Genomic DNA, 13,920 nt, shown 5'->3' on the forward strand with positions numbered 1-13,920 from the left:
CAAGCTCTGAATGCTTTGTGTGTCGCAGCGTTTTGATGTTGCGACGCAAGATGAGTTGCCTAACCGAGTGCGGAGGCGAGCGCCGGAGAAGCCGGGGGCGGTAAGCAATCCAAATGTTAGTGAGCGCCTTACAACTTTGTGGAAACACTTTGCCAATATGCATTTCCCGACAAAGGCGATGCGAACCGCTCGATGCCGGATCATCTTAGCCAGGACGCTCCTCATCCCTCCATGGCGGAGCACGCTTCGGAGGTGAATGCCGACCCGAAGGGGCTGGTGCAGCGCCGTGAGACACGGACCTCGACCAATTGGATCGCGATGATCCGGCTGTTCGACGGCACCGAGATTCCCTGCAACGTCAAGGACATCTCAAAATCCGGCGCCAAGCTTGGCGTACCCAGCAGTTGGGATCTGCCGTCGGCCTTCATGCTGAAAATCCTTGGCCGCGACTTCGTCATGCGGGTGACACTCGCTTGGCGTCGCGGCAATTATGCCGGCGTCCATATCGACCGGATCGCCAAATTGCCTCCCGCCGTGGAGACGACAGCGCCGGTCGAGACGACGAAACCCGATTACAGCTCGATCGGTACCCGATCCCGCCGCTTTCTCGGCGAGTGATTCGGCGAGTGGCCGGCGAGGGTGGTCGCAGGCCTTTCGGGAAATTTCCCGATTCGCGTCAAGCCGCGCCTCCGGGCGGCCGATCCGTTTCGGCCAGGCCTTTGCATTCCTCCGCCCGCGACCGATAACCCTCCGGCCAGACGCCGCGGTCGGAAGGAGCCCGTCCGCGCGAACCATGGGAGCCGTGCTTGGCCACCATCATCCCCGTCTCGTCCTTCGACTACGTCGTCTTCGGCGCCACCGGGGACCTGACGCAGCGCAAGCTGCTACCCGCCCTCTATCAGCGCTTCCGCGACGCGCAGATCCCGGAATCGAGCCGCATCATCGGCGCCTCGCGGACCGAGATCAGCACCGAGGTTTTCCGCGAGCGGGCCCGCGACGCGCTCAAGCGCTACGTTCCGGCCGGCGACCTCGACGAGGTCAAGCTTCAGGGCTTTCTCGACCACCTGTTCTACGTGGCGATCGATGCGCTGGGCGATGACGGGTGGAGTGATCTGAAGGGATTGCTCGACGAGCGGCCCGACCGGATCCGTCCGTTCTACCTCGCGACCTCGCCCGATCTCTACGGAGCGATCTGCCGGAATCTCGACCGCTACGGCTTGATCGGCGAGAAGAGCCGCGTCGTGCTGGAGAAGCCGATCGGCAAGGATCTCAAATCCGCCCGCGCCATCAACGACGCGGTGGGTGCCGTCTTCCCGGAAAGCCAGATCTTCCGGATCGATCATTACCTCGGCAAGGAGACGGTCCAGAACCTGCTGGCCCTGCGGTTCGCCAACACGATCTTCGAACGGCTGTGGAACGCCGACGTGATCGATCACGTGCAGATCACCGTCGGCGAAACCGTCGGCGTCGAGGGTCGTGGCGGCTATTACGACACCTCGGGCGCGCTGCGGGACATGGTGCAGAACCATATTCTGCAACTCCTCTGTCTCACCGCCATGGAGAGCCCGATCTCTCTGGACGCCGATTCCGTGCGCGACGAGAAGCTGAAGGTGCTGCGCGCCCTCAAGCCGATCACCGCCGCCGATGTGCAGAGCGTGACCGTGCGTGGGCAATACGCTGCGGGGGCCGTCGGCGGCCAGCCGGTGGCGGGCTACCAGAGCGATCTTGGCGATCATCCCCCGAGCCGGACCGAGACCTTCGTCGCCCTGAAGCTCGAAGTGCAGAGCTGGCGCTGGGCCGGCGTCCCCTTCTACGTGCGCACCGGCAAGCGCCTGCCGAAAAAGCATTCCGAGATCGTGGTGCAGTTTCGCGCCTCGCCCTTCTCGATCTTTCCGTCCGAGGCGTTCGGCCGCGAGCCGAACCGCCTCGTCATCCGGCTCCAGCCGGAGGAGGGGATGAAGCTCGAAGTGATGACGAAGGATCCGGGGCCCGGCGGCATGCGTCTGCGCCCGACCAACCTCGACATTTCCTTCGAGGAGACCTTCAAGCAGCGCTATCCGGATGCCTATGAGCGCCTCTTGATGGATGTCGTCCGCGGCAACGCCACCCTGTTCATGCGCCGCGACGAGGTCGAGGTCGCCTGGGCCTGGGCCGATACGCTGCTCAAGGCCTGGGCCGACCGGCCCGAACCACCGCGCCCCTATGCGGCCGGAAGCTGGGGACCGACCGCCGCCATTGCCCTGATCGAGCGCGACGGGCGCACTTGGCACGAGGAACTGCCCTGACGGAGAAACGAACGACGCGGTTCGCCTCGTCCCGGAGCGGCGCGTCGCTCGATATCGCGGTGCGCGCAGCCGCCTCGCCGACTGAGCGGCTAGATTGCAGAGGCGGCGGAAACCCGAAGGCCCATCCCGGTTATCTCAGGACAATGTCGGGGTCGGGATTCGAGAGACATGTCGCGGTATTTCTTCGACGTCGAGAACGGGGGTCTCACGGTCGATGAGGAGGGGACGGAACTCGACGGGGACGAGGCGGTGGCGTCCTTGGCGATGCGGACGCTCCTCGATATCGCCCGCTTCGAGGTCTTGGCCCATGACGAGCGCCAAATGTCCGTGACCGCCCGCGACGAAGCCGGGATGCCTGTCTACCGGACGGAATTGACGGTGCGGGCGGCATGGCTCTTGGCGCATCCCGGCTGAGAGCCCTGCGCTGTGAACCTCAAGGGAGCGACTCCCGGTCTGCGAACCGTTCGTGAAGCAGTGCGCCGGCACGTGCCGTCGGTCGCGTGAGTCAGACGAAATAAGCGAGTTCCCTGACGGGTCGGCTCATGGCGCCGCGGGGAGGGCCCGACGGCATCGACCCCGACCCGAACAGCGGCCCGGTGAGCCCATGGATCGGCTCGCCGGGGCGGCTGGTGGCGCGGCTTCGGTCTTGCGGACGCGACATCTCGCGCTGCGGCTCAGGCATCACCGTCACGCCGTCTTTCGGTGTGGGCTGGGGAAGGCGTACGAGCACGATCGTGCCTTGGCCTTCCTCGGACCGTATGCGCAGACCGCCCCCATGCAGTTCGGCGGTGGAACGGGCGATGGCGAGGCCGAGGCCGGAACCCTTGTAGCTCCGGGTCAGATTGGTCTCGACCTGCTCGAACGGCCGCCCGAGCTTGGTGATGGCCGATTTCGGAATGCCGATGCCGGTATCAGTGACGAACAGGTGCACGAAGGCCCCGCAGGGGCGCCCGCGCAGCCCCACCCGACCGCCCTCCGGCGTGAACTTCACGGCGTTCTGGACGATGTTGAGCAGGATCTGTTGCAGAGCGCGCTCGTCGGCGAAGACCCGAAGGCTGGCCGGCACCTCGATATGGATCGTCACCGATTTGCTGGCCGCTTCCTTGGCGACCATCACCACGGCCGCCGAGATCGCAGCATCGAGGGCGATCTCGCGGGGAACCAGCTTCACGCGCTTCGCCTCGATCCGCGACATGTGGAGGATGTCGTCGATCACGGAGAGCAGGTAGGTCCCACTCTGCTGGATATCGCGGCAGTAATCCCCGTAGCGCGGTGAACCCAGGGTTCCGTAGACCTCGCTCTCCATCAATTCGGCGAAGCCCATGATGGCGTTGAGCGGCGTGCGCAGCTCGTGGCTCATATTGGCCAGGAACTCGGACTTCGCTTGGTTCGCGATCTCGGCCTGGGCTTTCTGATCCAGATGACGCTCGGCCAAGTCGGCGAGCTGCTGCGTCTGGAGTTCGAGGGTGCGGCGGGAGCGCTTGAGATCCTTGACCGTCTCGATCAGCTCGCGCTCCGAGGCGACGAGCTGCTCCTGATGCCGCTTGAGGCTGGTGATGTCGGTCCCGACCGACACATAGCCGCCATCCTTGGTGCGCCGCTCGCTGACCTGAAGCCAGCGGCCATCGGTCAGTTCGAGTTCGAAGGTGCGGGCCGGGCCGCGCTCCGGTCCGGGAATGCCCCGGCGTACCGGGGGCAGCGCACCTTGGCCCATGATCTCGTCATAGCGCCGACCCGGCACCGCATCGTCGCTGCTGAGGGCGTGAAGATCGCGGAACTTGGAATTGCAGAGAACCAGACGGTTGCCCGCGTCCCAGAGAACGAACGCCTCGGAGACCGCTTCGACCGCGTCGCGCAGGCGCATATCGGCGGTGGCATTGGTCTCGGCGAGGCGACGCTGATCCGTGACATCCATGGCGATGCCCACGAGGTGGCGGCTGCCATCGGCGCTATCCTCGACGACCTCGGCGCGGGTGCGCAGCCAAATCCATCCCCCGGACGCGTCACGGATGCGGAACTCGTGGTCGAGGGTGGCATGGCTCGCGGCCAGCTGGTGGGCCAACTGATAGAGGTCGCCATCATCGGGATGGAGGAGGGCGTTCACGTCGCCGAACGACAGAAGATCCTTCTCCGGCGTGTAGCCGAGCAGGACATACATCGAGTCGGACCAGAAGATCGTTCCGCGGGCGATGTCCCAATCCCACAGGCCGCAGCGTCCTCGGCCCAGGGCCGTGTCGAGGCGTTGCCTGACGAGGTCGCAGACTTGGTCGGCTGCCCGGGCCCGGCGGGTCTGGATGATGTAGGCGGCGGCGATCCCCGTCAGCATGAGGGTGACGGCGCAGAGCACCACGGCGTGGCTCCAGAACGAGCGCCACCACGCGGCATCGATCGGGGCCAGCGGTTGGATCACGGCGATCTGCAGATCGGATCCGGGACGTCGCATCACGGCGGCGATGGCCTGCCCGCCGCCATGCAACCCCACGGTCATGGCGCCGGTGCTCGCCCCGAGAATGGCGAGGGGGTCGCCGCTGGCGAGGAGGGCCCCGAACGAATCCGCTCCGTGCGGCAGGGCCGGATGGGCGGAACGGATCGCGCCGGCGCCGTCGATCACGAGGAGGCGACCACCCACCGGCAGGAGATGCAGCGGCAGGCCTTGATCCGGAGGCACTCCGATGTGTTGCGACGGGAGGGAGGCCGCCAGCCGAGCGAACGTTTCGACCTCCCGTTGGGCGGCCGCGATCGCCGCCTCGTAGGGCCCGCGCAACTGCAGGGCCGACAGCGTGCCGAAGCCGAGCAGAAAGACGAGAAGAAGCGCCGGCAGGGCATAGCGCAGCCAGACTTCCGCCTGCACGAGGCGGACCTGCGCGGTTCCGGTGGGACGCTGGACCCCGAGAATCGTGTCCGCGCGCGCACGCGCGGACAGGGACGCGGAAACCGCCCCCGGCATATCGGAACCTCGCGTTTCAGACTGAATCCGACCCGGTCGGTGCCGTACCGGCTGCTCTCGAATCGTATTCATATTGAGCATTCGGAGGGGCTGTTTGTCCACGCCCAATTTGGGGGAGGGCGTTGACGAAAGCCGCGATCGGAGTCCCTGCGCCGAGGGTATCGATTCTCGAAATGCGTTCTGCGTCAGGCGGTTACTGATTCGCCGAGGCTCCGCCCGGCAATGTCGGTGACGTCACGAGAGAGGCCGGGCGTGGCAAGGATGCGACGCAGGGCAGACTCGGCCATACCGCGCCGCACCGGCTCGAGGCGGCGCCACGAACCGAACGCCGTCATCAGCCGCGCCGCGATCTGCGGATTGGCGCGATCGAGGGCGAGAACGGTGTCGGCGACCAGGGTGAAGCCGGCCCCGTCGCTCCGGTTGAACTGGGTCGGGTTGGCCAGGGCGAAGCTGCCGACGAGGGCGCGGACGCGGTTCGGGTTGGTCATCGCGAAGGCCGGGTGTTCCTGGAGGCGGCGCACGCGCTCGACGGTGCCGTCCTCGGGAATCATCGCCTGGATCGCGAACCATTTGTCGAGCACGAGGGGCTCGTCGGCGTATCGTTCCGCAAAGGACGCGAAGGCGGCTTCTCGGGTCTCCCCCGGCAGGAGGGCGAGGGTGGAGAGGCCGGCAAGCCGGTCGGTCATGTTGCCGGCGGAGTGGATCTGCGCGTCGGCACAGGCGGCTCCTCCGGTCGGGTCCGCCGCCGCGATCAGATCGAGGGCTGCATTGCGCAGGGCCCGGCGTCCGGCGGAGGCGGCGTCGGGTGAGAACGGCGTGCCGGCAGGTTCGGACAAGGCGTCCCGCAGGGCGTGCAGCCGATCCGTAAGCGCGGTGCCGAGGCGGGTGCGCAGGTCGTACCGCGCCGCGTGGATCGCATCGGGGTCGATCTCGCTGCCGATGTCATCGGCGAGATCGCTCTCGCTCGGCAGAGACAGAACCAGGGCGGCGAAGGCGGGATCGGCCAGGGCACGCGCGTCGAGGAAGGAATCGAGCGCCGCCGCGAAGGCGTCGGCCCCCACCTCGGTCGCTTCTCCGCGCAGGGCGCCGATCATCAGCCGCGCGGCGACGCGCTGGGCTGCCTCCCAGCGATTGAAACCATCGGTGTCGTGACGAAGCAGCGTGAGGCGCTCCGTATCGTCCATCGCCATATCGACCCGTACCGGGGCCGAGAAGCCGCGAAACAGGGAGGGCACCGGGGCGGTGGCGACGTTCTCGATGGTCAGGACGTCGTCCCATCGATCGAAGACGAACACGCCGTCCGTCACCCGTGAGGAACGGGCATCGTCGAGGGGGCCATCCTGGCCAATCAATCCGAGACGGATCGGGATGACGACCGGGGGGGCGTCACTTCCGGCTCCGGGACGGGTCTGGCGCAGTTCGAGGCTGTAGGTCTGCGCGCCCGCATCGTAATGACCGGAGATGGCGACCCGCGGCGTGCCGGGGCGCTCGTACCATTCCGCGAACCGTGACAGATCGCGACCCGTCTCCGCCTCGAAGGCGCGGAGGAAGTCTTCGACGGTCGCCGCCGTCCCGTCATTCTCCGCGAAGTAGCGATCCATGCCGGCGCGGAAGGCGCGTTCGCCGATGAGCGTGCGCAGCATCCGCACGATCTCGGCGCCCTTCTCGTAGACGGTGGCCGTGTAGAAGTTGTTGATCTCGGCATAGCGCTTCGGCCGCACCGGATGGGCCAGCGGGCCCGCATCCTCCGGGAACTGGCGGGCGCGCAGGGTGCGTACCTCGCCGATGCGGTGGACATCGCGCGAGCGCATGTCGGACGAGAATTCCTGGTCGCGGAAGACCGTGAGGCCTTCCTTCAGGCAGAGCTGGAACCAGTCGCGGCAGGTGACGCGATTGCCCGACCAATTGTGGAAATATTCATGGGCGATGATCGCCTCGATGGCGGCGTAGTCGGCGTCGGTCGCCGTGTCGGGCGAGGCCAGAACGTACTTGTCGTTGAAGATGTTGAGGCCCTTGTTCTCCATCGCGCCCATGTTGAAATCGGACACGGCGACGACGTTGAACACATCGAGATCGTAGGCGCGGCCGAAGGTCCGCTCGTCCCAGGCCATGGATCGCTCGACCGCGTCGAGCGCGTAGGCGGCCCGGTCGCCCTTGCCCGGCTCGACATAGACCGCGAGCTCGACCGCCCGTCCGTCCATGGTGGTGAAGGTGCTCGACACCCGGTCGAGCCGTCCGCCGACGAGGGCGAAGAGATAGGCAGGCTTCGGGTGCGGGTCGTGCCAGACCGCGAAGTGACGCCCGGTCCCCTCGATGCGGCCCGCCTCGACCGGATTGCCGTTGCCGAGAAGCACGGGGGCCGCGGCTTCCTCCGCCTCGATCCGGGTCGTGTAGATCGACATCACGTCGGGCCGATCGAGGAAATAGGTGATACGCCGGAAACCGTCGGCCTCGCATTGGGTGCAGTAGACGCCGTTCGAGCGATAGAGCCCCATCAGCTTCGTGTTGGCGGTCGGATCGAGGCGCGTCTCGATGGTGAGGGTGAAGGGCCGCTGCGGCGGTTCCGGCAGGGTCAGGGCCGAGGGGGCCACGCGGAAAGCGGCGGGGGCGAGCGATTGTCCGTCGAGGTCGAGGGCGAGAAGCCGCAGATCGTCTCCGTCGAGGATGAGGGGGGCGCCCGGCCGTCCGGCGGGGTTCGGCCGGACCGCGAGGCGGGCGGTCACGCGGGTGTCGTGGGGATCGAGGCGGACGTCGAGCTCGACGCGGTCGATCAGGTGGTCGCTCGGGCGATAATCTTCCAGGCGGACAGTCGGGGGCGTGTCGGTGCGCATGGATTCGTACGGGGCTCGGCCAGGGCTTCGTCCCGTCTTCTAGAACTTTTCGCCGCCGCCGAAACCTCGTCTGCCCGATGCCGGCGACCCCGTTGACGCTGTCACGCCCTGGGCCAGATAGGCGCCATCCTCACGACAATGCCTCCGGAGCCGCCATGGAATACCTGCACACGATGGTCCGCGTGGCCGATCTCGATCGAGCGCTGGCCTTCTACGTCGATGCGTTCGGACTCGAGGAGGTTCGGCGCATCGAGAACGAGAAGGGACGGTTCACCCTCGTCTTTCTCGCCGCCCCCGGTGACGTCGATCGCGCGAAGTCGGAAAAATCGCCGATGGTCGAACTGACCTACAATTGGGACCCGGAGGAATATTCGGGTGGGCGCAATTTCGGCCACCTCGCCTATCAGGTCGAAGATATCTACGCGTTCTGCGAGAAGCTGAAGAACGCGGGGATCACCATCAACCGTCCCCCGCGCGATGGGCATATGGCTTTCGTCCGCTCGCCGGACGGTATCTCGATCGAGATCCTGCAGAAGGGACCCGCCAAGCCGCAGCAGGAACCCTGGGCGTCGATGGAGAATACGGGAACGTGGTAGTTGCCGCGCTCCGCTCTCGGACGGACGGCGCTGCAGCCAGTCGCTCATGTCTGAGCGCCGAGCGTCGGTTCGGTCGATCGCGTGGCGAATGCGACTCGGCTCGCGCCCTCTCTCCGCGTGCGGGGAGAGGGCCTAGGCTCAAAGCCTGATCTCGGACGGAAAGACCGATCAGGCTTCCACCTTGGGCGTGATGCCGAGTTCCGTAAGTTTGGCACTCACGGCCTCGACCGGCCGCTTCAACCGCAGGCTGATGACGGAAACCGATACGCCCTCGCGCGCCATGGTGCGCAGGCTCTGGACGGCGTCGAGGCTCCAGTTCGTTTCGATCGACATCGGTGTTCTCCTGTCGTTCGACGTGACACCGGTACGATCCGGACGATGCACCGGTCCGGATCGAGGTGGATCGCCGACGATGCGGTGACAACGCTCGCGCCGATTATCCGTGCATGCCTGCGAAACGAGCAGGGCGGGCATTCGACGCGACCCGCAATCCGGCCCCACCACCGCGGGTCGCCACGTTGCGTCGCGGTGCCCGCTCGATTTTCAGCAGAATGTTCGAACCGCCGACCAGCATGCCGGTCCTGTCACGCAGCAGGGTCGGATAGGGCATGAAGGCGGCCCGGTTCCCGTCCGGTCTTTCCAGAACCGCCTGTGCGCCACGGAGAGCCGCGCCTTCGCGCAGGGCGATCGCCAGCGCGCAACGATCGTGGGGCAGCTCCAGCCCGTCCGTGTCGTAGAGGCGCCACGCGCCACACCACCGTGCCTTGCCGAGGATCGGCCGAAACCCCCACAACTCCGCCGCCGCGTCGTTGTAGTAGGTCAGCCAGCCCTGGACATCGGTGGTGTAGAGCGGCGCGCTGACCTGCCGGAACAGGTCGGCCCGCGACGGTTCGTAGTTCCAATCCGAATCGGGGGCGTCGAAATCGTAGGCGAAATCGTCTCTCACCATCCGTGCTCCCCTTCATGCCGTCATGCCCGCTGCCAGCATGACGCTTCCTCACTGCACCGGGCTCCGAGGCCCACCGGACGGAGATCGTCCAGGCAGGGCGGATGGACCGATGTCCCGGTGGCATCCGCACACCATTGCGTCATCGCGCCGTGAATCCCGCAAACGAAGATTCTTCGACACGGCAAACGTTCGACTTCGCGGTGTCTCGTCGTTTCAACAGCTGCGGCCAACAGGCGAAATCAAAAGCACGCCGTATCCTTGGATGCAAGTTTTTTCTCAGTTTTGGTGCTCTTCCGCGCTGGTTGGAGCGGCGGTTGACTGACTATTTTGCAATGCAAAACAATTCTAATGTGAGATATGGCCGGGTAATTTGGCCGAGAATGGGCACATTCGGCATCGCACATGTTGCGAATTGTGCGGCCTGAGCATTGTGCGGCGCCGGTCGACTTGTGGACAATCGAAAGCATTGGGGATGGCGGTGCCGGCCTGGCCGCGCTTACGCAGGCCATGGGAATTCGATATAGCTCGCCCCGTGCCTCGACCCCGTCCGGTTGCCTTGTCCGTTCCCATCTTCGGTCCCGCCCGCTGGGACAGCCAATGAGCGTTCCGTCGCCGGAGGGTGTGCCCCTTTCCCTCGCCTTCCTCACCGAGGGTGGGCAGACCGGTCGTGAGATCCTGGACTACGATTGGTCCGGGCACAGCCTCGGCCCGCTCGCGACTTGGCCGATCAGCCTGCGCAGCACCTTGGCCACGATGTTGGCTTGTCCGGCGCCGATGTTCCTGTCCTGGGGGCCGGACGGCACAGTGTTCTTCAACGATGCCTATCGCCCGATCTTCGGCTACCGACAGGAACGGGCGCTCGGGGCACGCTTCCGGGAAATTTGGGCCGATCTCTGGGACGATATCGGCCCGCTGGTCGAGACGACCCTGTCCGGCCGCAGCGTTTCCCAGCGCAACCTGCCGCTGACGATGCATCGCTACGGCCGCCCCGAAGAGACGTGGTGGAGCTTCACCTACTCTCCGGTGCGGGACGACGCGGGCGCCATCGCCGGATTGATCTGCATCACCGCCGAAACCACCGCCGAGGTTCTGTCCGAGCGTGCCCGTCAGCGCAGCGACGAGCGCCTCGACATGGCGCTCGCGGCCGGTGGCAGCATCGGGATCTGGGATTGGGATGTGGCCGCCGACCGGATCACGGCGGATGCCCGCTTCGCCCGCCTCTACGGCGTCGATCCCGCCCTGGCCGAAGCCGGTGCGCCGATCGCCACCTTTTTCGGCGGCATCCACGGGGACGACCTGCCGGAGGTTCGGCACAGGATCGAGGAGGCCCTGCGCACGGGCGAACCCTTCTCTGCCGAGTATCGTCTGATCCAGGCCGATGGCAGCGTGCGCTGGGCCGCCGCCGAGGGGCGCTGTGCCCATGACGCACAGGGGCGCCCGACGCGGTTTCCCGGGGTCAGCTTCGACATCACCGAGCGCAAGCGCACCGAAGCGGCCTTGCGCGAGAGCGATGACCGTTTCCGCGGCATCGCCGACACCGTCGAGCAGATGATCTGGTCGACGAGGCCGGACGGCTTTCACGATTATTACAACGCTCGCTGGTACGAATATACCGGGATGCCGACCGGCTCGACCGATGGCGAGGCCTGGAACGGTATGTTCCACCCGGAAGACCAGGAGCGCGCCTGGGCGACTTGGCGCCACAGCCTCGCGACCGGTGAGACCTATCGGATCGAGTACCGGCTCCGCCACCGCTCCGGCCGGTACCGATGGGTGCTCGGCTTGGCCAAGCCCCTGCGCGACGGGACCGGCCGCATCATGCGCTGGTTCGGCACCTGCACCGACATCCACGACCGGAAGTTGGGGGAGGAGCGGCAGGCCTTCCTCCTGTCCCTCAACGATCTGCTCCGCGAGGCTCCGGATCCCGTCGCCGTCACGCTCGCCGCCGCCGCGGCGCTCGGCACCCGATTGAACGCGGCGCGGGTCGGCTACGGTGCGGTCGACGAATCCGGCGAGGTCGTTCGGGTCGAGCGCGACTGGGCCCGCGACGGTGCGATGGCGAGCCTTGCGGGGGAATCGCGCATCCTCGACGGCTTCGGGCCGGAGCTGGTCGCCGAAGCGCGGGCGGGCCGCACCGTGGTGGTGGAGGATCAGCGCGTCGACCCCCGCGCCGGCCCCCCATACGCCGCCGCCTGGGAGTCGATCGGCTGCCATGCGCTGATCGTCGTGCCGTTGATCCGCGACGGGCGATTGCAGGCGATCGTCTATCTGCACGAGCCGGCGCCGCGATCCTGGTCGCCCGAGGAAGTTTCCCTCGTCGAGGATGTGGCGCAGCGAGTCTGGGATGCCGTGGAACGCGCCAAGGCGGAACTCGCCGAGCGGGCCCGTGCCGGCGAGCTGCGCCTGATCGCCGATTCCCTGCCGGTGCTGATCGCCCTGTTCGACGATGAGGGCCGCTGCCGCTTCGCCAATGCCGCCGGGGCGGACTGGTTCGGGACGGACGACGCGACGCCGGACGGGCGCAGCCTCGCCGACTTGATCGGCGACGACTACGAGCTGGATCGTTTGCGCTTCGAGGGCGCGCTCGCGGGTGTGGAGGCCCGGTTCGAGCGGGCTTGGCCGCATCGGGACGGGCGGCGACGCGTCGCCGAGATCCGCTACCGCCCCCGGTCGAGGCCCGATGGCACCACCGACGGCGCCTACCTGTTCGCCCTCGACGTGACCGATCGCAAGCGCATGGAGGAGGTGCTCGCGCGCGAGGTCGATGCCCGCACGCGCGAGCGCGACCGGCTGTGGCAGACGACCACCGACCTGATGGGCACCGCCGGGCTCGACGGCTATCTGCGCAGCGTCAACCCGGCCTGGACACGCCTGCTCGGTTGGAGCGAGGCCGAACTCCTGGCCCGCCCGTTCCTCGACCTGATCGCCCCGGACGACCGGGACCGGACCGGCGCCGTTCTGCACCGTCTCGCCGCCCACGAACCCGTGACCGACTTCGTCGATCGCGTCCTGCGCAAGGACGGGCAGCAGCTCACGGTGATGTGGACGGCGGTGCCCGAGGGAGATCGGTTCCACATGGTCGGCCGCGACATCACCCAGCAGCGCCTCGCCGAGGAACAGCTGCGTCAGGCCCAGAAGATGGAGGCGGTGGGACAGCTCACCGGTGGAATCGCCCACGACTTCAACAATCTGCTCACGGGCATCGTCGGCTCCCTCGACCTCATGCGCACCCGTATCGGCCAGGGTCGCATCGAGGCCATCGACCGCTACATCGAGGCCGCTCTCTCCTCGGCCCACCGGGCGGCGGCGCTGACCCATCGCCTGCTCGCCTTCGCCCGCCGGCAGCCTCTCGAGCAGACGCCAGTCGATGTCACCGCGCTCATTTCCGGGATGGAGGCGATTCTCCGCAGCACTCTCTCGGAGGGCGTGCGCCTCGCGATCGATGCCGTGCCGGATCTCTGGCCGACCCTGTGCGATCCCCACCAGCTCGAGAACGCGATCCTCAACCTTGCCATCAATGCCCGCGACGCGATGCCGGAGGGCGGCAGGCTCGTGATCCGCGCCGACAACGCGACCCTCGACGGCACGGGAGCGGGAGTACCGGCGGATGTCGTGCCGGGGGACTTCGTGTGCCTGAGCGTGGGCGACACCGGCTTCGGCATGGAGCCGGAGGTGGTGGCCCGCGCCTTCGAGCCGTTCTTCACCACCAAGCCGATGGGGCAGGGCACCGGCCTCGGGTTGTCGATGATCTACGGGTTCGCCCGCCAATCCGGCGGCCATGCGCAACTCGAATCCGCGCCGGGCCGGGGGACTGTCGTGCGGCTCTATCTTCCCCGCTACCTCGGGCAACTTCCAGCTACGGCTGCGGCTGCGCCCGCGGTGGCCGCAGCGCCTGCTCCGGGGCGAGGCGAGACGGTGCTGGTGGTCGAGGACGAGCCGGTGGTGCGCGACCTCGTCATCGAGACGCTGCGGGAACTCGGATATCGCGCGATCGAGGCCCCGGACGGGCCGTCGGGCCTGCGCATCCTGCGCTCGGTCACCCGCATTGACCTCCTCATCACCGATGTTGGCCTGCCCGGTCTCAACGGGCGTCAGCTTGCCGAACAGGCCCGGGCCGGTCGACCGGACTTGAAGGTCCTTTTCATCACAGGTTACGCCGAAAATGCCCTGTTCGGCGGCGACCGCCTCGATCCGGGAATGCAGATGATCACGAAGCCCTTCCCGGTAGAGGTGCTCGCCGCCCGCATCCGCACGATGATCGAGCTATCGTGAAAAAAAAGATGCACCGTGAAAGGGTGCGACCGGATCAATC

At 66.9% G+C, this 13,920-nt stretch carries 9 protein-coding genes; 5 read left to right on the plus strand and 4 right to left on the minus strand.

Annotated elements, in window-relative coordinates:
- The first annotated feature begins 231 nt into the window (after nucleotides 1-231).
- The 3 genes from MFF26_RS04545 (at nucleotide 232) to MFF26_RS04555 (ending at nucleotide 2,699) form a co-directional block, all read left to right on the plus strand.
- Nucleotides 232-618 (plus strand): PilZ domain-containing protein, encoded by a 387-nt coding sequence (locus MFF26_RS04545; protein ID WP_238307648.1) that lies wholly within the window; start codon nucleotides 232-234, stop codon nucleotides 616-618.
- Between the two features lie 188 nt (nucleotides 619-806).
- Complete coding sequence (zwf, locus tag MFF26_RS04550; protein WP_137830158.1) at nucleotides 807-2,285, plus strand: glucose-6-phosphate dehydrogenase; 1,479 nt, start codon at nucleotides 807-809, stop codon at nucleotides 2,283-2,285.
- 168 nt (nucleotides 2,286-2,453) lie between these two features.
- Nucleotides 2,454-2,699: a DUF6894 family protein gene (locus MFF26_RS04555; RefSeq protein WP_137830159.1), complete on the plus strand. Its 246-nt coding sequence runs from the start codon at nucleotides 2,454-2,456 to the stop codon at nucleotides 2,697-2,699.
- Between the two features lie 91 nt (nucleotides 2,700-2,790).
- On the opposite strand, the gene MFF26_RS04560 is transcribed toward MFF26_RS04555, so the two are convergent.
- Both MFF26_RS04560 and pepN read right to left on the minus strand, forming a co-directional pair.
- Nucleotides 2,791-5,232, minus strand: coding sequence for a PAS domain-containing sensor histidine kinase (locus tag MFF26_RS04560; protein ID WP_137830160.1), 2,442 nt, complete (start codon nucleotides 5,230-5,232; stop codon nucleotides 2,791-2,793).
- A gap of 185 nt (nucleotides 5,233-5,417) precedes the next feature.
- The gene (gene pepN, locus MFF26_RS04565; protein WP_137830161.1) at nucleotides 5,418-8,063 is read right to left on the minus strand and encodes an aminopeptidase N; all 2,646 of its coding nucleotides are present in this window, start codon (nucleotides 8,061-8,063) and stop codon (nucleotides 5,418-5,420) included.
- Nucleotides 8,064-8,218: 155 nt separating this feature from the next.
- Here pepN and MFF26_RS04570 point away from each other — a divergent pair, with 155 nt between their 5' ends.
- Nucleotides 8,219-8,659: a VOC family protein gene (locus MFF26_RS04570; protein ID WP_137830162.1), complete on the plus strand. Its 441-nt coding sequence runs from the start codon at nucleotides 8,219-8,221 to the stop codon at nucleotides 8,657-8,659.
- 168 nt (nucleotides 8,660-8,827) lie between these two features.
- Here MFF26_RS04570 and MFF26_RS04575 read toward each other — a convergent pair whose 3' ends face one another.
- Together MFF26_RS04575 and MFF26_RS04580 are read right to left on the minus strand one after the other, a co-directional pair.
- On the minus strand, nucleotides 8,828-8,992 hold the full coding sequence (locus MFF26_RS04575) for a hypothetical protein (protein WP_171015496.1): 165 nt from the start codon (nucleotides 8,990-8,992) through the stop codon (nucleotides 8,828-8,830).
- Nucleotides 8,993-9,095: 103 nt separating this feature from the next.
- Complete coding sequence (locus MFF26_RS04580; RefSeq protein WP_238307650.1) at nucleotides 9,096-9,608, minus strand: hypothetical protein; 513 nt, start codon at nucleotides 9,606-9,608, stop codon at nucleotides 9,096-9,098.
- Nucleotides 9,609-10,205: 597 nt separating this feature from the next.
- Here MFF26_RS04580 and MFF26_RS04585 point away from each other — a divergent pair.
- Nucleotides 10,206-13,880 (plus strand): PAS domain S-box protein, encoded by a 3,675-nt coding sequence (locus MFF26_RS04585; protein WP_238307652.1) that lies wholly within the window; start codon nucleotides 10,206-10,208, stop codon nucleotides 13,878-13,880.
- Nucleotides 13,881-13,920 lie beyond the last annotated feature (40 nt).

The sequence above is a fragment of the Methylorubrum suomiense genome, assembly GCF_022179765.1.
Classification (GTDB): Bacteria; Pseudomonadota; Alphaproteobacteria; order Rhizobiales; family Beijerinckiaceae; genus Methylobacterium; species Methylobacterium suomiense.